At 54.0% G+C, this 18,408-nt stretch carries 17 protein-coding genes and 1 pseudogene; 5 read left to right on the forward strand and 13 right to left on the reverse strand.

What is annotated here, in order from left to right:
* Positions 1–36: 36 nt before the first annotated feature.
* From HA45_RS05050 to HA45_RS05080, 7 genes are read right to left on the reverse strand one after another with little or no spacing between them, the layout of a single operon-like run.
* Positions 37–834 carry an ABC transporter permease gene (locus HA45_RS05050; RefSeq protein ID WP_100703964.1) on the reverse strand — a complete coding sequence of 266 codons (798 nt, stop codon included), beginning with the start codon at positions 832–834 and terminating at the stop codon, positions 37–39.
* Positions 831–1,667, reverse strand: coding sequence for an ABC transporter ATP-binding protein (locus HA45_RS05055; RefSeq protein WP_100703963.1), 837 nt, complete (start codon positions 1,665–1,667; stop codon positions 831–833). Before HA45_RS05055 ends, HA45_RS05050 begins: the two co-directional genes overlap by 4 nt.
* Entirely contained in the window at positions 1,664–2,635 is a 972-nt protein-coding gene (locus HA45_RS05060) for an ABC transporter substrate-binding protein (RefSeq protein WP_100703962.1), read from the reverse strand. Before HA45_RS05060 ends, HA45_RS05055 begins: the two co-directional genes overlap by 4 nt.
* Positions 2,636–2,648: 13 nt before the next feature.
* Complete coding sequence (locus tag HA45_RS05065; protein WP_100703961.1) at positions 2,649–3,527, reverse strand: creatininase family protein; 879 nt, start codon at positions 3,525–3,527, stop codon at positions 2,649–2,651.
* A 14-nt stretch (positions 3,528–3,541) separates the two neighbouring features.
* Positions 3,542–3,997: a RidA family protein gene (locus tag HA45_RS05070; RefSeq protein WP_100703960.1), complete on the reverse strand. Its 456-nt coding sequence runs from the start codon at positions 3,995–3,997 to the stop codon at positions 3,542–3,544.
* Positions 3,987–5,183 carry an amidohydrolase family protein gene (locus tag HA45_RS05075; RefSeq protein ID WP_100703959.1) on the reverse strand — a complete coding sequence of 399 codons (1,197 nt, stop codon included), beginning with the start codon at positions 5,181–5,183 and terminating at the stop codon, positions 3,987–3,989. Before HA45_RS05075 ends, HA45_RS05070 begins: the two co-directional genes overlap by 11 nt.
* Complete coding sequence (locus tag HA45_RS05080; protein ID WP_162288442.1) at positions 5,180–6,130, reverse strand: PDR/VanB family oxidoreductase; 951 nt, start codon at positions 6,128–6,130, stop codon at positions 5,180–5,182. The genes HA45_RS05075 and HA45_RS05080 overlap by 4 nt, the downstream gene beginning before the upstream one ends.
* A gap of 145 nt (positions 6,131–6,275) precedes the next feature.
* Between HA45_RS05080 and HA45_RS05085 the strand changes: the two genes are divergently transcribed.
* Positions 6,276–7,211: a LysR family transcriptional regulator gene (locus tag HA45_RS05085; protein ID WP_100703957.1), complete on the forward strand. Its 936-nt coding sequence runs from the start codon at positions 6,276–6,278 to the stop codon at positions 7,209–7,211.
* Positions 7,212–7,429: 218 nt separating this feature from the next.
* On the forward strand, positions 7,430–8,410 hold the full coding sequence (locus tag HA45_RS05090) for an Abi family protein (protein ID WP_100703956.1): 981 nt from the start codon (positions 7,430–7,432) through the stop codon (positions 8,408–8,410).
* A 67-nt stretch (positions 8,411–8,477) separates the two neighbouring features.
* Here the strand turns inward: HA45_RS05090 and HA45_RS05095 are convergent, their stop codons facing one another.
* Entirely contained in the window at positions 8,478–9,818 is a 1,341-nt protein-coding gene (locus HA45_RS05095) for a glycoside hydrolase family 10-like protein (RefSeq protein ID WP_100703955.1), read from the reverse strand.
* 138 nt (positions 9,819–9,956) lie between these two features.
* Between HA45_RS05095 and HA45_RS05100 the strand changes: the two genes are divergently transcribed.
* Complete coding sequence (locus tag HA45_RS05100) at positions 9,957–10,283, forward strand: hypothetical protein (protein WP_100703954.1); 327 nt, start codon at positions 9,957–9,959, stop codon at positions 10,281–10,283.
* A 35-nt stretch (positions 10,284–10,318) separates the two neighbouring features.
* Here the strand turns inward: HA45_RS05100 and gabP are convergent, their stop codons facing one another.
* Together gabP and gabT are read right to left on the reverse strand one after the other, a co-directional pair.
* Positions 10,319–11,719 carry a GABA permease gene (gene gabP / locus HA45_RS05105; protein ID WP_240629302.1) on the reverse strand — a complete coding sequence of 467 codons (1,401 nt, stop codon included), beginning with the start codon at positions 11,717–11,719 and terminating at the stop codon, positions 10,319–10,321.
* 96 nt (positions 11,720–11,815) lie between these two features.
* A complete protein-coding gene (gene gabT, locus HA45_RS05110) occupies positions 11,816–13,078 on the reverse strand; it encodes a 4-aminobutyrate--2-oxoglutarate transaminase (protein WP_100703952.1) in 1,263 nt (420 codons plus the stop codon).
* A gap of 109 nt (positions 13,079–13,187) precedes the next feature.
* Between gabT and pdxR the strand changes: the two genes are divergently transcribed.
* The gene (gene pdxR, locus HA45_RS05115; RefSeq protein WP_205960980.1) at positions 13,188–14,681 is read left to right on the forward strand and encodes a MocR-like pyridoxine biosynthesis transcription factor PdxR; all 1,494 of its coding nucleotides are present in this window, start codon (positions 13,188–13,190) and stop codon (positions 14,679–14,681) included.
* Positions 14,682–14,727: 46 nt separating this feature from the next.
* Here the strand turns inward: pdxR and HA45_RS05120 are convergent.
* Positions 14,728–15,584, reverse strand: a pseudogene (locus HA45_RS05120) (aldo/keto reductase family oxidoreductase).
* A 97-nt stretch (positions 15,585–15,681) separates the two neighbouring features.
* Here HA45_RS05120 and HA45_RS05125 point away from each other — a divergent pair.
* Positions 15,682–16,593 (forward strand): LysR family transcriptional regulator, encoded by a 912-nt coding sequence (locus tag HA45_RS05125; RefSeq protein WP_100703950.1) that lies wholly within the window; start codon positions 15,682–15,684, stop codon positions 16,591–16,593.
* Positions 16,594–16,617: 24 nt separating this feature from the next.
* Here the strand turns inward: HA45_RS05125 and HA45_RS05130 are convergent, their stop codons facing one another.
* Positions 16,618–17,232 carry an ANTAR domain-containing response regulator gene (locus tag HA45_RS05130; protein ID WP_100703949.1) on the reverse strand — a complete coding sequence of 205 codons (615 nt, stop codon included), beginning with the start codon at positions 17,230–17,232 and terminating at the stop codon, positions 16,618–16,620.
* A complete protein-coding gene (locus HA45_RS05135; protein ID WP_100703948.1) occupies positions 17,229–18,383 on the reverse strand; it encodes a transporter substrate-binding domain-containing protein in 1,155 nt (384 codons plus the stop codon). The genes HA45_RS05130 and HA45_RS05135 overlap by 4 nt, the downstream gene beginning before the upstream one ends.
* Between the last annotated feature and the right edge of the window lie 25 nt (positions 18,384–18,408).

Below are 18,408 nucleotides of genomic sequence, written 5' to 3' on the forward strand. Positions count from 1 at the left end.
GCGATGTGCAACGGCAATCATCAGCCGCCACGTCGATTAACCTGGACTCAGCTCACTCTCATGCCAGGCGGCCAGCACCCGACGTGTCAGCCACGACATCAAGGCAAACAGCAGGAATCCAGCCAGAGAGATCAGCAACAGTGCGGCAAACATCAGCGGAATATTAAGCTGGTAGCCGGCCTGCAAAATCTGGTAAGCCAGCCCGGTATCCGTGCCACCGGTGCCCGCGACAAACTCCGCCACCACGGCACCAATCAACGATAAACCGCTGGAGATGCGTAACGCGCCGAAGAAGTAAGGCAGCGCCGAAGGAATGCGCAGACGCAGCAGAATTTGCATGCGTGATGCATGGTTGAGTTTGAAATAGCTCAACAAACCGGGTGAAACGCTGCGTAAGCCCTGCGTGGTGTTAGAAATGATCGGGAACACTGCCATCAGTGTGGCGCACACCACCAGGGACAGCGTGGTGTCTTTTACCCAGATGATGATCAACGGTGCAATGGCGACAATCGGCGTGACTTGCAGAAAAACGATATACGGAAACAACGCCGTTTCAATAAAGCGGTTCTGCACCAGCAGAAAGGCAATGATCGACCCGATGACAATGGCGACCGCGAAGGAGATTACGGTGATCTTCAGGGTATACAGCAACGACATGAACAAGGTTGGAAAGTTTTGCACCAGACTTTGCGCGACCACGATCGGTGAAGGCACCAGAAAGGTCGGCACCTTAAAGGTAGTCACCAGAAATTGCCACAGCAACAGCAGGGCAATGGCGACAATTGCCGGGAATAACCATTGTTGGAATCTGTGACTGGTTGCGAGCGGTTTCATGGTTTGCTCTCCTGACTGGCTGCCAGCAAACCGCGCTGCAGCTGTTGCGCATATTGGGTGAATGGCTGACTGACGCGGAATTCATCATCGCGGGCTTGAGTGGTATCAATGCGAATATCATCGACCACGCGCCCCGGACGCGCCGCCATCATGATCACGCGTTGCGACAGGAACACCGCTTCCTGAATCGAGTGGGTGACAAACACCACAGTGAGCTTTTGTTCCTGCCACAGATCCAGTAAATCGCTGTCGAGTTTATTGCGGGTAATCTCATCCAGCGCGCCAAAAGGTTCATCCATTAACAGCACTTTGGGCCGCGTGACCAGGCCGCGCGCAATCGATACGCGCATCTGCATGCCACCGGAGAGTTCGCGCGGCAGCACATGGCCAAACTGGCCCAGCCCGACCAGTTCGAGGATTTCACGCACGCGGGTATCGGCTTCAGCACGTGGCACGCCGGCTAAATCCAGCGGCAAGCGCACATTTTTATGTACCGTGCTCCACGGCATCAGCGTGGCTTCCTGGAACACAAATGAGAGCGGCAGATCGCGCTGATTTTCCCGACGATCGCGACGGAACAGCATCAACTTTCCATCCGTTGGTTCAATCAACCCGGCAATCATCTTCAACAAGGTACTTTTGCCACAGCCAGAGGGCCCCAGCAGCGAAACAAATTCACCCTGGCGAATGGTGAGGTCCACTGGCAGCAGCGCACGTGTACCATTGGGGTAGATCTTTTCCGCTGAGAGTACCTCAATGGCCGGCGGTGCCGCAGGCAGCGGCACCGGTTGGCTATCCGTATTTCTTAAGGTTAATTTGCTGGCGGTGTTCATGGCATGACCTTGACGTCTTTAATGAACTGCAAGGTATAGCTCCCCTCAAACGGGACTTTAGCCGGATCGATTAGCTTGTTGTCCACCAACAACTGCCAGGTCTGTTTCAGACGAGGCTCAGTGAGGATACCGATGCCGCCCGTTTGCGCATCGCCGCCGGTCACCATTTGATATTTCTTCATCTGTGCGATACCGAAGGCAATCTGTTCATCGCTCATCTGTGGGTTTTCTTTCTTGATCAGCACGTTGCCTGCGCTGGGATCCTGCAGATAATTTTTCCAGCCTTGCATCGAGGCTTTAACGAACGCGGCGACAGCCTGTGGACGCTTCTCGATGGTCGATTTCATGCAAACAATACTGTTGCCGTAAGGGGGATAGCCCCAGTCACTGATCGGATAGACATTGGCCTGGGCATTGGCTTTTTGCACTGCAAACGGCTCAGAGGTGATATAGCCCTGTTGCACCAGCGTTTTATCCGCAAGGAATGGCTGAATACTGAAGGTGTACGGACGTACGCGGGCATTTTTCAGGTTTAGCGCGCTTTGTGCCCACGGCCAGTAGGAGGTGTAAGCCTCTGCGGCAAGCAGGAAGGTTTTACCTTGCAGATCGGCTTTATCTTTCACATCGGGATGGGTGAGAAATGCGATGGCCGAATGCTGGAAGGTGGTCGCGACGGGCACGGCTTCAACACCTTGCTGCCACGATTCCAGCGCCTGCATATTATCGCTGATGATGCAGTCCGCCTGACCCGCTGCCATCAACTGCATGGTGTGCACCTGCGGGCCGCCCATTTTAATCGTGACGTCCAGGCCGGCTTCTTTATACAGATTCTGTGCCTGCGCCTGATAGAAGCCGCCATGTTCCGCCTGGGCATACCAGTTGGTCATAAAGGTAAAGGGTTCAGCCGCCATGCCCTGGGCCGACAGCACCAGTGAAAGTGCGGCTACCATGCTCAATTTTTTCATCATCGTCGATTCCCGTTTAGCGCGGTTGTAATAGTGATGCAGCGTCGTTGTGATCTAATACCTTGCCCTGCCATTGGCCTGTGCCCCACGCCGGTTCGGCGCGTGTCACCCAGACCATCTGGTGCACTTCAGTGATCACCTGCGCCCAGCTTTCGGCGAGAGAATCGAGAATGGCGGCACCTTGCTCAGGAGTGGAAGGCAACGGATCGCCAATCACTCCGCTTGGACCAAAATCATAAGAGGCCCACGCCGCCATCGGCTTGTTGGTGGAGAGCGTTGGGCAGGGGAATTCAGGCGGATAATTCGCCACGGCTTTGCTCATCTGCACGGTGTCCGGTGCCAGCGCCAGCATCAGCGCGGTTTCAGCGTGCCCGGCGTGCATCGCCATTTGTCGCTCTTTTTCATCCATAAAGCTCTCGGCGCAGTTCGGGACCTTGAAGGTGTCCTGCATGATGATGATCATATCGCCGTGACGCAGGCGCAGTTCGCGCGCCGCCATCTGCAACGGCTGTGGCTGACCGCCATGGCCATTCACCATCAAAAACTTACGAAAACCGGCGCGATACAGTGACTCGCCGATTTCCAAAATAGTGTGCAGCAAGGTTTCACCGGTTAGCGTTAGCGTGCCAGGAAAGTGCAGGTGCTCATCAGATTTGCCATAGGTGATGGGCGGAATGGCGTAAGCCGGTATCGTGGCAGGTAACCGCGCCAGCGCGTGACCCACCACGCCAGAGGAAATCACGCTATCCACCGCGCAGGGTAAATGCGGGCCGTGCTGCTCAATCGCGCCAGTGGGCAGCACAATAACGGTATTCGCTTTGTCATCCAGCGTGGCGATATCAGTCCAGCTCAGATACGGCAAAAAACGGTTTGCCGGAATGTAACCATGCAACATAGTGCTTCCTCGTGTTATTGCGGCAACCACGCCGTGGCTTCAACTTCGATTAAAACGTCCGGACTGGGCAGCATTTCACTGACCTGCACCACCGTGGAAACCGGCGGTTCATCGGGGAAGAACTGCTTGCGCACCCGGCTGTAATGCGGGAAATGGTCGAGATTGCGGAAGTACTGCACCAGCTTAAAGACATCGCTCATCTGGCCGCCGGCGCTTTCAATAGTGGTGCGGATGCTCTCCAGCACGTACCAACTCTGCGCCAGAATCGGGCCTTCTTTAATGTCCGTGGAGAACTCGCCGGTGCGCCCCAGCAGTAGCTGAGCGGCTTCCGGAATATCGCCGTAACCGCGCACGATGGTGGCAGTTTGCGGGTTCACCGGAATAATGCCGGAGAGAAAGATAAAGTCACCCACGCGTCGCCACGCGGCATATTTTGCCAGCGGTTTTCCCGCTCCCTCATCAAGCGCCATTGGTTTCGTCTCCATAACGGACACCCTGTTTTAACCGATAGCGCTGACGCTGACGCAACGGCCAGCTGGCAACATCGGCCTGTGGAAAAATCACTAAATCGTTGTGATAAAAAGCCTGCGGATGGCAGATAAGTTGGGAAGCTACATCGAAGGCAGCGCCCAGCTGCAGGCTTAACAAGCCACTAAATAGCGTATCCAGCGGGTCGTAACTGCCAAAAGGGCAAAAGGCGTCCTGCACGTTATCGGCGCCCAAAAGCACCGGCATGTCCCGCGCCAGTGCTTCTTTCACCAGCGTTAAACCGCGCTGACGCGGCGTGCGATCGGGAACGGCGTCTTGTAGCAGTAAATTGGTTAGCGGCAGGGCGATCAGCGTCACGCGCTGCTGTGCTAGCTGGTCGAGTATCTGCAACGCATCGTCCTGTTGCGACAGCGCGCAACTGTGGCTGCAGGTGATGCTGCCACTGAAAGGGTGCTGGTGGAGATAGTTCGCCAGCCAGCGCATCCCTTGCGCATCCGCGTTCAGCTCTTCATCAATGTGCAGGTCAATGTTCAGCTGCCACTGCTCGGCGGCTTGCATTAAATGGGTAAAGGCCTGCGCGTCCCAATTGCTGCTGTGAATAAACCCGCCGAGTAGCGCACTCGGACCACTGACAGCGACCTGTGCGGCGATATGTTGGGCATCTGCGGCATCGGCGAAGAAACTCAGTGGGGCAAGGGCGACGCGCTCGATCTGACACAGCGGATGATGAAGATCGCCAATAACTTGCCACGCTAGCGGCGCATCGGCGGTGAACCAGTCAACATGGGTGCGCAGCAGGCTGACGCCACTTTGAGCAGCCCAGTTTAATGCTTGTTGAGCGCGCTGGTGTAAATCGTCATGGCTCCAGTGCACCCGGTCCTGATGCATCGCATCAATGGCGGCCAGTAAACCGGGTTGCTGTGCCGGACTGCGTTCAACGGTGAAGGTTTTATCAAGGTGCGCATGTGGCTCGATCAGCGCAGGCAGCACCAACGCGCCGTTGAGTGTCAGATAGTCGGGATGCAGTGTCTCATCGGGTTCAAGTTGTAACCCATCGGCATGAAAATGTAGCGTGGCGAGTTGTGGCTGATTGCCCTTCATCGGCCAGTTATCTGGCAATAGCCAGCGAGGTAAACGCGCTCCGGTTGCGCCCGTATAGGTCTTCATAGGTCAAGCACCAGCAACGGAGTACGAGCACGTGAACAGCACAGGACGATGCAATCATTGGCCGCACGCTCTTGCTGACTTAATACTTCATCACGGTGGTCGGGTTCGCCTGACAATACGCCGGTAATACAGGCACCGCACATTCCCTGTTCACAGGACAGTTCAATGTCTATTCCCGCGTTTTCTAATACCTCGGCGATGCTTTGTGCTTTGCCCACAGTAAAACGTGTACCCGAAGAGGCGATTTCGATTTCAAAGCTGTCGCCCGGCAGGCGTGGGGCCGCGTCAGGTTTGAAACGTTCGCTATGCATCTGCTCACTGCGCCAGCCATATTCCAACGCCAGATGTTGCAGATGTGCCATAAAACCCGATGGGCCACAGGCAACTAACGCGCTATTTTCCGAACAAGTCAGATCGGCGGGGATGCGGTGGCGCAAACTGTCGCCCTGCGTGCTGTAGTGGATCATCACGCGGTCGCCAAGTCGCGCCAGACGCTGAGCAAAAGCCAGCTCGTCCTGCTGTTTTAAATACAGGTGCAGGACGAAGTCAGTTTGCTCAACAGCCAGCGCCTCAGCCATCACCAGCAAGGGCGTTAAGCCAATACCTGCCGCAAACAGCAGGATGCGCGGGGCGTGGGGTACAGGAAAATGGTTGCGGGGAGCCGAAATGGTTAGCACATCATTGATTTGAAGCTGCTGATGCAGCCAGCGTGAGCCGCCGGCGGAAGCCTGATCCAGTCGCACACAGATTTCATAGTGCGCGTCGTTGACAGTGGAGCACAGAGAGTATTGGCGAGTGCTGCCAAAGGGCAGATGCACATCAATATGCGCGCCCGGCGTAAAATGCGGTAGCGATTGACCGCTAGCACTGCCCAGCGTGAGTAAAACATTGCCAGCACCGTTTAACTGCTTTGCGATGACGGTGACAGCCAGGGTTGTCGATTTCATAATCAGCCTGTCTGAACAGGGATGTCATCAGCTGAGTGGCCGCGCATACCCTTGTTTTTATCATGGCTGTGATTATTATTTTGCCGTAGTGTAAGCGTCCATCTGTTTAATTCGCATGATGTGTTGCAAAAAGAGAGCACCCACTATGTTCGCCTTCTCCCGATTTTTGCTGTATTTCACCGAAGTGGCGCGCCAGGGTTCACTGCGCAAGGCTTCGGAGGTGTTGCACGTTTCAGCCTCATCGATTGATCGGCAGATACTGCGCGTTGAAGAGCAGCTGAATATGCCGCTGTTTGAACGTCATCCATCAGGATTACGTATGACGGCGGCGGGGGAGATCTTGCTCAATGCGGCGAAAAACTGGCAGCGCGAGTTTGGACGAGTTTGTACCCAGCTGGATGATTTGCGCGGTTTACGCCACGGGCATGTACATATCGCCACCATAGACGCCATTAATCGCGGCTTTTTTTCCTCGATCCTGCAACGGATTCGTGAAGAGTACCCCGGTATCTCCTTTACGCTCACCACCATGAGCAACATTCATATCGCCAATGCGCTCACCGCCGGTGATGCAGATTTCGGCATCATGTTAAATCCGCAAAGTTCGCGTGAACTGTTGGTAAAGTCTTTTGCTGATTTACGATTGGGGATTGTGGTCAGCAGTCATCATCCCCTGGCGAAGCTGGAATCCATTCGTTTTAGCCATTGTGAATCCTGGCCGTTTATCGTCCCTGCCGCGCCCCTGATGTTAGCCGACCCGCTGGAAGCATTGGTAAACAGTTCCGGTATTCGCCTGAATGAAGTTGGCCGCACCAATAATATTCATATGCTGCGCTCGCTGGTGCGCGATGATGTCGGCATCAGTTTGATGTGCTGGTTGGATATTGTGGATGAGTATCGGCGCGGTGAATTGAAGTTTATCCCGCTCATCGACACGGTATTGAAACCCTTCACGTTGTCGCTGTGTGTGGCACCGCAGCGGCAGCTGTCTATCGCCGCATCGATGATGCTGCGCGAGCTGGAATCGTTTTTTGCCTTAATGCAGAGTGAAGAGGCATCGGCGGGCGTGGATCAGGGGTGATAGCGTTGATGGCACTGTAGAAACAAGAAGCCCCAGCCAGGCTGGGGCATTGATTCTTGCGCTTCATGTCTTGGATCTGGCACCGCACGCGTCGGGAGAAGAACGTCAGACTAGCTACAAATGGAATTCTATTCGCATAATTTAAGGATTGCAATATCACCGAAGCGCTATCAGCGGTATAACGTCTTCTTCGATATGGATATTGGATAACGCGTCACATGCCAAAGAATTTTGATTTTACCGATATGGTAAAACTGACCTCGTCTGCTCGCCTCTCAAGCTATCGTTCCACATTTTCTATTGCTGATGATGCGGAGTTATTTGGTCTATATAGCTGGAATCTTGAATTGTCAGGTGCTTTTTGTAGTCTGCTGCAATTGATTGAAGTCGCTTTACGTAATGCCATAAACGAAGCAGGTAAGAAACATATTACAACTGAACATAATGTACATTGGTTTAACGTCATCCCCTATAGTTTGATCTGTGAGATAAATGCTGATGTTAAATGTGTTGGCACAGATAAGCTGGTTAAGTCTGCTCAAATTAAAGGTTTTGAGAGTGGCATAGCAAAAGCTGAAAGAAACGCGCGGAAGATGCTGCAGAAAAAATTAGGCAAAGATACATTAGCCACTCCTACGTTGGATCAGATTATTTCTCAGACTGATTTCAGTGTATGGGAGCATATCCTCGATAAGAGTTTTTATGATGGTGATGCCAGTAAGGGATATCTTTGGCCAAAGGGTTTCGCCACTGCGTTCAAGAAAATGCCGATGGTAACAGGTAAAAACAGACAGTTTAAACAACGTGATATTATTCGTCGCAGAGTGGGAGCCGTCAGGGTGTTGAGAAATCGCGTAGCGCATAACGAACCGATCTGGAAAGATGCCTATTTTATTGATCGATCTTCAGTAATACATTGTCTGGAAGAGAAAATTGCGGATATCGTTGAGTTAGCGTATTGGATATCACCCGCTTTACATGCTTTTATCCGTGACGGTTCATTAGTGCAAAGGCTAAAGTCTATTGTGGGTGAATACGAAATGAATAACGCAATGTACCGTAATTCAATTTCAAGTGTTGAGAGTATGGAAACGTTTGTTCAAGTGTTACAAGAGTGTCAGATGTACCATAGAAGAGTGATCGTTCAGAATAAAAATATCAAGGCTCTTGTCTGTGCGAATAAAAACCGGTTTTATTGATTAATACTTGAGTTTTACAGCGTCAACGATGCCGAGAGAAATTAAACTCTCGGCGTTATTTTGAAGATCAGCTCCCCCAACGGCTTCGCAAATAATCCACTGCCTGCTGCGTTTGCGGCTGGTTGAGATAATTCTCGCGGAACAGAATGGTGCCGTTAATTTGTGGAACGGACTCATTGAGGTCGAGCTGTTTTTTTAACTCGGGTACGCCGCCATTAACGGTCCAGTCCGGTTCCATTTTGGAGGTTTCGCCGATTTTATACAGCGCCACGCCGATATAGAGTCGCGTATGCGTGGGTTTCACCACATCAGCCCACCAGTGGGCGAGCACATCGTAGCGTGCGGCCTGGCGCGCAAACGGCCAGTAAAGTTGCGGAGCGATGTAGTCTAATAAGCCCATCTGCACCCACTGGCGCGTATCGGCGTAAGCTTCATCATAGGCCGCAGCACCGCGCGTGTCGGAGCCTGCGGGATCGTGCGACAGATTACGCCACACGCCAGCCGGGCTAACGCCAAATTCGACATTCGGCTTCAACTGCTTAATGGTGCGCGAAACCTGCTCAATCAGTTGCTGCGTATTATGTCGGCGCCAGTCAGCTTTGGACGAATATCCCTGGCCGTACTGGCGGAATGTTGCGTTGTCATTGAGGGTTGAACCCGCTGATTCGGTATAAAAATAATCATCAAACTGCACGCCATCGATAGCGTAGTGCGACACCACTTCGGCGACGATGCTGGTGATCCAGTCGCGTGCATCAGGAATGCCCGGATCGAGCACAAAGCGATCACCCGCGGTGCGGATCCAATCGCGATGCAACACAAATACGCTCGCGGGGTGGAGTGATAGCGTGTTGTTTAACTCTCTTTCCGTAGAGGGTTTTACGTTGGTTGAAACCCGGTAAGGGTTGAACCACGCATGCACTTTGATACCGCGTTTGTGCGCTTCATCCAGCATAAATTGCAGCGGATCGTAGCCGGGATCCTCCCCGATCTTTCCCGTCATCATGTCGGACCATGGCAAAATTTTGGAGCGCCATAGCGCGGTGCCGTCGGGCTTGACCTGGAAAAATACCGTATTAATGCCGAGACTTTTAAGCTTATCCAGCTTGTCGGTCAGCGCCTTTTGCTGTTGGCTGATGCGACTGGCCGGACTGGCATTCACCGAAGCGACAGGTGGCCAATCCAGGCGCGACACGGTGGTGAGCCACACGCCGCGCACCGGTTCCGCGTGGGGGACGGGCTGAGTGGGTTGAGGTTTAGGCGTAACCGTCGGCAGTGGCGTCACCAGTGACTTAGGTGGCTCAGAGCTACAGCTGGCTAATAGCAGTGCGGCAACCCACAGCGTGACAGTTTTTTTCACGGTGGCAACACGGGAGAAACGCGCGGAACAGGCTATGATAAACTCCATTTTTTTCAACTTACTGTTCGAAGAGCCTCATTCTCTTCTCATCAGCTATAAAGTCAATAAGAGCCCTCGGTAACGTTGTCATGCCATCAATGGCTCACGCGACGAATAGAGACTCACATAAAACGGGAATGAATTGTCATGACATATGAAGACTTATACCGCCGTATTGCGCAGATCGTTTTTAGCTGTGGACCGCAAGGTGCACGCGAACTGATTGTTAAAGCCGAACTGTTTGCCGATGACGAAGGCGGGGAATATCAGTTTGATTATCTCGATGAAAATGGCGAGCCGGATTGGTTTGAACCTGATGCACAGGCGATTGGCGATTTAACCGAAGCGCTAAAAGATTTTCAGAACTATTTCGTCGAGAACGAGATGACTGACGGGAAGCCGGTGTGGAATAAATGCCTTGTGGTGATCAACGTGCCGGAAGAATCGATCAGCATCGACGTGCAGTATGAGTAATGTTTCTGGGCATCCTTGCCCGGAATCATCAGGCGTTATGAACGTAACGCCACCAACGCCTCACGCTCCCGCAAGGCGCGTTTGCGGTGCACGATGCGGCTGGTGACTAACACCGCCAAGGTTAAAAGACCGGTGGCAATGATTTCAGAGCGATGTGCCGGCATAAACAGCATCGAGACCAATACCCCCACGATAAAGACCATGGTTGCCCAGGTTAATCCCGGGAACAGCCACATCCGGTAGCTCAACGTCTCGCCACGCGCCTCGCGTTTCTTACGCAACACCAGATGTGAAGCCGCAATCACCAGGTAAACCAGCAAGGCAATAGCGCCCGAGCTTGCCAGCAGGAACTCAAACACTGCTGCCGGTGCCAGATAGTTGGCGATAACCGCGAGAAACGCGGCAGCGGTTGAGGCAATCACTGCCACCCATGGTGTACCACTGCGCGTGGTTTTTGACGCAGCAGCCGGTGCATCCTGACGGCGAGACAGTGAATAGAGCATGCGGGAAGCGGTATAGAGTGCAGAGTTGAGACAACTGCACACCGCGATCAACACCACCACATCCACAATTTGCCGTGCGTAAGGAATGTTCATCATCTCCATGGCCGTCTGGTACGAACCGGCTTTCATCAAGGATGGGGTATTCCACGGCACCAGCGCGATGACGATGAAAATCGACAGCAGGTAGAACAGTGCAATACGCCAGATCACTGAGTTGGTGGCCTGCGTGATCTGCTTTTTCGGCTCGCGTGATTCCGCCGCGGCGATAGTAACAATCTCGGTGCCCATAAAGGAGAACATGGTGGTCAGAATGGCCGCTAACACTGCACCAATCCCGTTAGGCATAAAGCCGTGCGTGTCATAGAGATGTGAAATCCCCTGGGTGCTGCTTCCCGGCATCAGGCCGAAGACCGCCAGGCTGCCGACAATCAGGAAGCCGACAATCGCGATCACTTTGAGCAACGCAAACCAGAACTCAAACTCACCGTAATTCTTCACGCTAAACAGATTGCTTACGGTCAAGAACAGGGTGATGGCAAAGGTATATTCCCATACCTCAACCTGCGGGAACCAACTGTGCAGAATCGTGCCTGCAGCATTGGCCTCTAAAGGGATCACTAATACCCAGAACCACCAGTAAAGCCAGCCAATGGTGAAGCCGGCCCAGCGGCCGAGTGATTTATCGGCGTAAGTGGAAAAGGATCCTGAATCCGGTGAGGCGACGGCCATTTCGGCCAGCATCCGCATAATCAATACCACCAGCGTACCGGCCGCGATGTAGGCCAATAGCACGGCAGGGCCCGCTTCGGCAATCGCGTGGCCGGATCCAACAAACAGCCCGGCACCTATCACGCCGGCAATCGATAACATCCGAACATGACGCGGCTTAAGGCCTTGCGCAAGCGCATCGGCATTCTGTGAACTCATTGTTATTCTCCAGATCGTCTCTCGGGCTGCCTAATGCACAGCCTGGCTGCAGCAGGAAAGCTGCTCAGCCCACCGTGCGGGCTGAGTCAGTTGAGCGGATATCTACGAATCCTGGTGGGCACTCAACACGCCACTGAGAATATCCAGTGCCTGGCTGAACTGCGCATCCGGTATGGTGAGCGGATAGAGGAAGCGAATCACATTGCCCTGTGGACCACAGGTTAACAGCAGTAAACCGCGTGCCATTGCCTGCTGCTGAATTGCCTGTGCCGTTTGCGCCTCGGCAAATTCCATTGCCACCATCGAACCTAATGCGCGGATGTCGGTAATGGCAGAGCAGTTGGCACGTGCCGTGTTCAGGAAATCAACCAGTTGCGCGCCGAGTTGTACCGAGCGGTCACACAGTTGTTCTTCAGCAATGATATCCAGCACCGCATGGGCGGCTGCGATCGCCAGCGGGTTGCCGGCGTAGGTGCCGCCGAGTCCACCTGGGCCGGGCGCATCCATGATCTCTGCGCGACCACTGACCGCTGACAGCGGCATGCCGCCTGCCAGGCTTTTCGCCATGGTGATCAGATCGGGTTTGACATCGTAATGGTCCATGGCAAACAGTTTGCCGGTACGACCAAAGCCAGTTTGCACTTCATCGGCAATCAGCAGGATGCCGTGTTCATCGGCCAGCTGGCGCAAGCGGACTAAGAATTCAGCAGGGGCGATATGGAAACCGCCTTCGCCTTGTACGGGCTCCAGCACGATTGCAGCCACGTCTTGCGGGGCGATGTCCTGGGTGAAGATGTCGTGCAGGCTCGCCATGGCATCCTCAACGCTGATGCCGGTGACGCTATTGGGATAACGTGCATGCCACACCGAGGCTGGCATTGGACCGAAGTCGCGTTTATAGGGGGCCACTTTGCCGGTCATGGCCATGGTCATGAACGTGCGACCATGGAAAGCGTTGCCAAACGTGATGATGCCGTGACGGCGCGTTGCCGCTCGCGCCACTTTGACGGCATTTTCCACCGCTTCGGCACCGGTAGAGAAGAACGCGGTTTTGGCTTTGCCAGCAATTGGCACCACCTGGTTGATGCGTTCTGCCAGGCCAACATAGCTTTCATACGGCGTCACCTGGAACGCGGTATGGGTGAATTTTTCTAACTGTTCAGCGATAGCCTTCACAATGCGGGGATGACGATGGCCGGTGTTCAGCACCGCAATCCCACCCGCGAAATCAATCCAGCTGTTGCCTTCAACGTCACGCAATGTCGCGTTCTCTGCCTGCTCGACATACCACTGGCACAGATTTCCGGTGCCACGTGGGAGGGCGTCATCTTTGCGTTGCTGCAGCTGGCTGTTTTTACCTTCCATAACCTTTCCTTAGCGATAAGCGTCTTTACAAATCACAACAAACACGCTTATTTATCCCTGCGCTAAGGTTTGTTGCCAGAGCCACTTTTAGAGAAAAGGATGGAGCCAATTGCGGAGTTTGTACGCCGATCATGTATTAGAGCGTTTGCAGTTTATGCCGGAAGGGACGTTGCAGCAGCGTTTGCTGGCCTGTATGCAGGCGGCAATTGCCGAGGGGATTTTTCCACGTGCCACGCGATTACCCGCTACGCGTGATATGGCGCGCGAGTTATCGGTATCGCGTAATACTGTCATCAATGTCTATGAACATTTGATGTCACAAGGCTATGTCACGGCGCGCACCGGCAGCGGAACCTGGATTGCCGAAACGCTGCCCGAAGGCTGTTTGAACAGCCCGCGCAGTGATGAACTGACGCTGCCGCTCAGCGTGAAAACGGCGGCGATTTCAAAACGCGGTGCATCGTTGTTAGGCCATGCCAACGCTTCGCCTTATCAATGGGGCGCGTTTGTACCGGGCGCACCGGATGTCACGCAGTTCCCGCATAAATTGTTCAGCCAGATTCAGGCGCGATTGAATCGCGAGCCTGACATCGATCGCCTGATATACAGCAGCAATGGCGGTTGCCCGCATCTGCGCCAGGCGCTGGCGGAATACCTCAGTGTGGCACGATCGGTGCGTGCGGATGCGGATCAAATCATCATCACCGAAGGCATTCATCAGGCGGTTGATCTGGTGACGCGCGTACTCTGCGATCCCGGCGATAGCGCATGGATTGAAGAGCCAGGCTATTGGGGCACGCGGAATCTGTTGCGCATAAACGGCCTGAAAATACAGGCTATGCCGGTAGATGAACAAGGAATTATCCCGGATTTACCGCCACGCACGCGGGCGCCGAAGGTGATTTTTGTGACACCGTCACACCAATACCCGCTCGGCGTCCACCTCAGCCTTGAAAGACGAAAACAGTTGCTGGATTTAGCCAGCAAGCATAAAACCTGGCTGGTGGAGGATGACTACGACAGTGAATTTCGCTTCGCCGGTCAGCCTTTTCCCTCGCTGCAGGGTTTTGAACCCGATGCACCGGTGATTTACATGGGTACATTCAGCAAAACGCTCTATCCGGCATTGCGACTCGGTTATTTAGTGGTGCCAAAAGCGCTGGCGCATCCGCTGCGCGTGGCGGCGGCGGAACTGTATCGCGGCGGGCATTTACTGGTGCAGCGGGCGCTGGCGGAGTTTATCCAGAAAGGGCATTACATGGCGCATATTCGCCGCATGCGCAAACTCTACAGTCAGCGACGTCGCTTTTTAGCTGGTCTGATTGAGCGTTATCTGGGGGCTGATTTTATGCCGAGAGTTAATCATGAGGCAGGTTTGCATCTGGTGATGAATTTACCGGCTGGATGTGATGATGTGGCCATTGCCGCACTGGCACTGCGACGCGGGGTAAAGGTCAGGCCTCTGTCACAATATTATATGCATCAGCAGGAGCGACGCGGCTTGCTACTGGGGTATGCCTGCGTCGATGAGCGGCAGTGCCAGGACGCGTTTGGCATGCTAAAGGCTTGCCTGGTCGAGGCGGGAATCGTCTCACGATCGTAGGCGGGCAAGACAGGCAAGTGCGGCCCTCAAGCCGCACCCTGCTGGGTTAAGCGATGCTGTTTAAGCGTTGCACCACATCGGCACTCAGCACCAGATCGCCACTGGCCAGGTTCTGCTGAAGATGTTCCGGTGATGAGGTGCCCGGGATCAACAGAATGTTAGGCGAACGCTGAAGTAACCAGGCCAGCGCGACCTGTAATGTGGTGGCATTCAACTCTGCTGCCACCGCCGTGAGCTGCTCGGATTGCAGCGGCGAGAAACCGCCTAACGGGAAGAACGGTACGTAAGGAATGCCCTGGGCTGCCAACTGATCGACCAGAGTTTCATCCTGACGATTGGCCAGATTGTAAAGGTTCTGCACGCAGGCAATCGGCGTCATTTTCTGCGCATCCGCCACTTGTTTGGCAGTGACATTGCTCAGACCAATATGTTTAATCAAGCCGCGTTCTTTTAGCTTGATCATCGCTTCAACCTGCGGTTCCAGTGAGCCTTCTGCCGGTGCGTGCACGTCAAGCATCGAACGCAGGTTCACGACCTCCATCACCTCCAGACCAAGATTGCGCAGGTTATCTTCCACCGCCTGCGTCAACTCATCAGGCGAGAAAGCGGGTAACCAGCCGCCTTTAGCATCACGACGGGCACCGACCTTGGTGACGATCACCAGGTCGTCGGAATAGGGATGCAGGGCTTTCTTAATGAGTTGATTGGTAATATGCGGGCCATAAAAGTCGCTGGTATCGATATGATTCACCCCAGCAGCCACTGCATCACGTAACACCTGCAGCGCACGATTTCATCGGCTGGTGGACCAAATACCCCTTTGCCCGCGAGCTGCATGGCGCCGTAACCGAGGCGTTTAACCTGACGATCGCCCAAAGTATAAGTATTTACGTTGTGAGACATGGAAACCTCCTTCGTCGATGTGTGTACAGATTGTAATCGACAGATCGCTGTGCAACTATCCGGTTAAATCGGGACACAGTGTACGGAAGGGCGAACAATGGCATTGGATATTGCACTGCTGCATGCGGTAGTGGCCGTAGCAAAAGCGGGCGGATTTCGTGAAGCGGCTCGGATGACCGGCAGTAATCCTTCACGTCTAAGTGATGCCGTCAGGCGTGCAGAACAGCAGTTGGGCGTGCGACTGTTTAATCGCACCACGCGCACGGTGGTGCTCACTGAAGCGGGTAGATCGCTGATGATGCGCTTAATGCCCGCGATGAATGAAGTCGATGCGGCACTCGATTCGCTGAATCATTTTCGCAGTACGCCGGGCGGTATGCTGCGCCTGAATGTCCCCGTCAGCGCGGCCAGGCTGGTTTTGCCCGCTATCGTCCCCGGTTTTCTGGCACGCTATCCCGATATCCAGTTGGAAGTGGTGGCGGAAAGCAATGTGCAGGATATTTTCCGCGATGGCTGTGATGCGGGGATCCGTTACGACGACCATCTTGAGCAGGATATGGTGGCGCTGCCGATTGGACCACGCGTGCAACGTTTTGCTGCAGCGGCGTCTCCTGCCTATTTAGCCACATTTGGCACGCCGCAGCATCCACGTGAACTGTTGCAACACCGGTGTTTGTATGGTCGCTATGCCACTGGCGTCATCTCCGATTGGGAGTTTGAAATGGGCGGAGAGGTGGTGCGTTTACAGCCGAAAGGGCCATTGATATGTAGCATCGGCGCGGCCATGGATCTCACTGTCGCGGCCGCAGTTTCCGGTGCAGGGGTAGTGTATCTGTTTGAAGATTGGCTAAAACCTGTGCTGGATAATGGCAGCCTGCAACCGATTCTCAGCGAGTGGTGGCAGAGTTTTTCTGGACTGTGGCTTTACTATAACGATCGCCGCTTGATCCCCGCACCGCTGCAGGCGTTTCTCGACTATGTGCGCGAACTTAATGCGCAGATGGAGTGAGTGTTTTTCGCTGGCAGGGCCGTTTTATAATTTCTCCACCGCCAACACTTTAAGCAGGTTTAGCCAGGATGTTGTGTTATTGAGAAATTCACAGCTGAGATTCTCAATCGTCATATGCTGCGCCATTGCCGCGTGACGCAGCAGATTGTAGGCATCATCTTCCCCTAACTGTAGTTCTTTCATCACCAGTATTTGTGCGGAGAACAGGTACTTGCGTGCGCGCAGACGCTCTTCCTGGCGTTTTAATTGTGCTTCCAGTTGGTTGATGCGCGCGGCACTTTCCAGCGCCAGTGTGAAGGCGGTCATCACGCCGTCGAAACGCACCGGTTTTCGCATATAACTGTCAATTTTTTGCTCGGTGATCCACTGAAGGCGCGAAGGGGTTTCCATCGCGGTGAGCGCAATTTTGGGTAACGCAGGCCAGGGCAATTTGTTGGTGGGATGAAACAGCGCTGGGTTGTCGCCATCGAACACCAGTAATTGTTGTCCAGCCAGTTGTGCTTCGGTTGGGAAGGCCGCGCAAAATTCTCCCTGAATGCCCATGCGGGAAAATTGTTGCTCCAGATGATGATTATCACGATCCGCACAGCCAATTACGCACACCTTGAGTCCGCGCATTTGCACGTTTTTTCGGCTCATGTGCGCTCTCCATCCTGAGTCAGATTATCGAGATCGACCCAAGCCAGCCAGGGATCGGGCTTCACCGGCTGTGGTGCCTGCCAAAAACATTCTAGCTTACCCTCATGACAACGTGCCAGATGCGGCGTCAGCCAGCAGTGATTGTTATCGGCATCAACACGAATCGGTCCTGCGGGGGAATCCATCTCATCTTTAAGCACGGCAGCACGCACGCCTTCTACGTCAGCATCACCGTGACGGTTGATAGCGCGCGCCAGCAGGTGTCCCGCTAACCAGGCCGTTTGGCTGTCAACCGAGGGTGACACGCCTTCGCCAAAACGCTGGCGATAGCAGCGTAAAAAATCGCGGTTGGCGGCACTGTCGATGGACTGGAACCAACTCGCTGAGACCAGATATCCTTCGAGGGCTTCTGCGCCAATCATGTCCACTTCCGGCTCGCAAAGCGTCAGGCTTGATTTTAAGACGTCGTTAAGCCATGGCTGCTGTTGGCTGGCCCGATGCCAGGCGCGGTAGAAACTGTAGGCACTTCTGCCCACCATGGTATTCAGCAGCACCTTAGGCCGTTGTGCGATGATATCGGCAATCAACTCATCGACATTTTCTTCACCCAGCGGCAGTAACTTACTGGCTAATACCTTGCCTCCGGCCGGGATCACCGCTTCACGCGTGATGCGATCCATCTCCCATGACCAGACGTAGTTCGATCCAACGTGGTACATCTCGACATCCTGCTGCTGCAACAGCCAATTCAGGAGCGGCAATACATGCTGATTGGGCGCCGCACCCAGATAAATCACGCTGTTGCTGCTTTCGAAACCTTCATAGCGCGCCGAGTGCCACAACAAAGCGTTGGCGGCTTCGATCAACGGGAGAATGGTTTTACGCGCCGCTGAAGTGTAGCAACCGATCACATGACGTACGCCGTGGCGATAAAGTAAGTCGTGGCAGTAGTCATAATATTTATCCAGCGAGCCGCCGGGATCGCGCACCACTGGGGCGAGGGTAAAGGGGTAATCAGGATTAGCGTTGATCTCTTCAATCGCCAGCAGGATACCGTTAAGCATTTCGCGACCGATCACCGCATAATCGCCGGACACGGAGTAGAGAATGCCAATTGGAATGACACGTTTTGGTGGTGGTGGTGCAGACATAGTCACTCCTGATGATTTAACGTCT

Source organism: Pantoea rodasii (assembly GCF_002095465.1).
Classification (GTDB): domain Bacteria; phylum Pseudomonadota; class Gammaproteobacteria; order Enterobacterales; family Enterobacteriaceae; genus Pantoea; species Pantoea rodasii.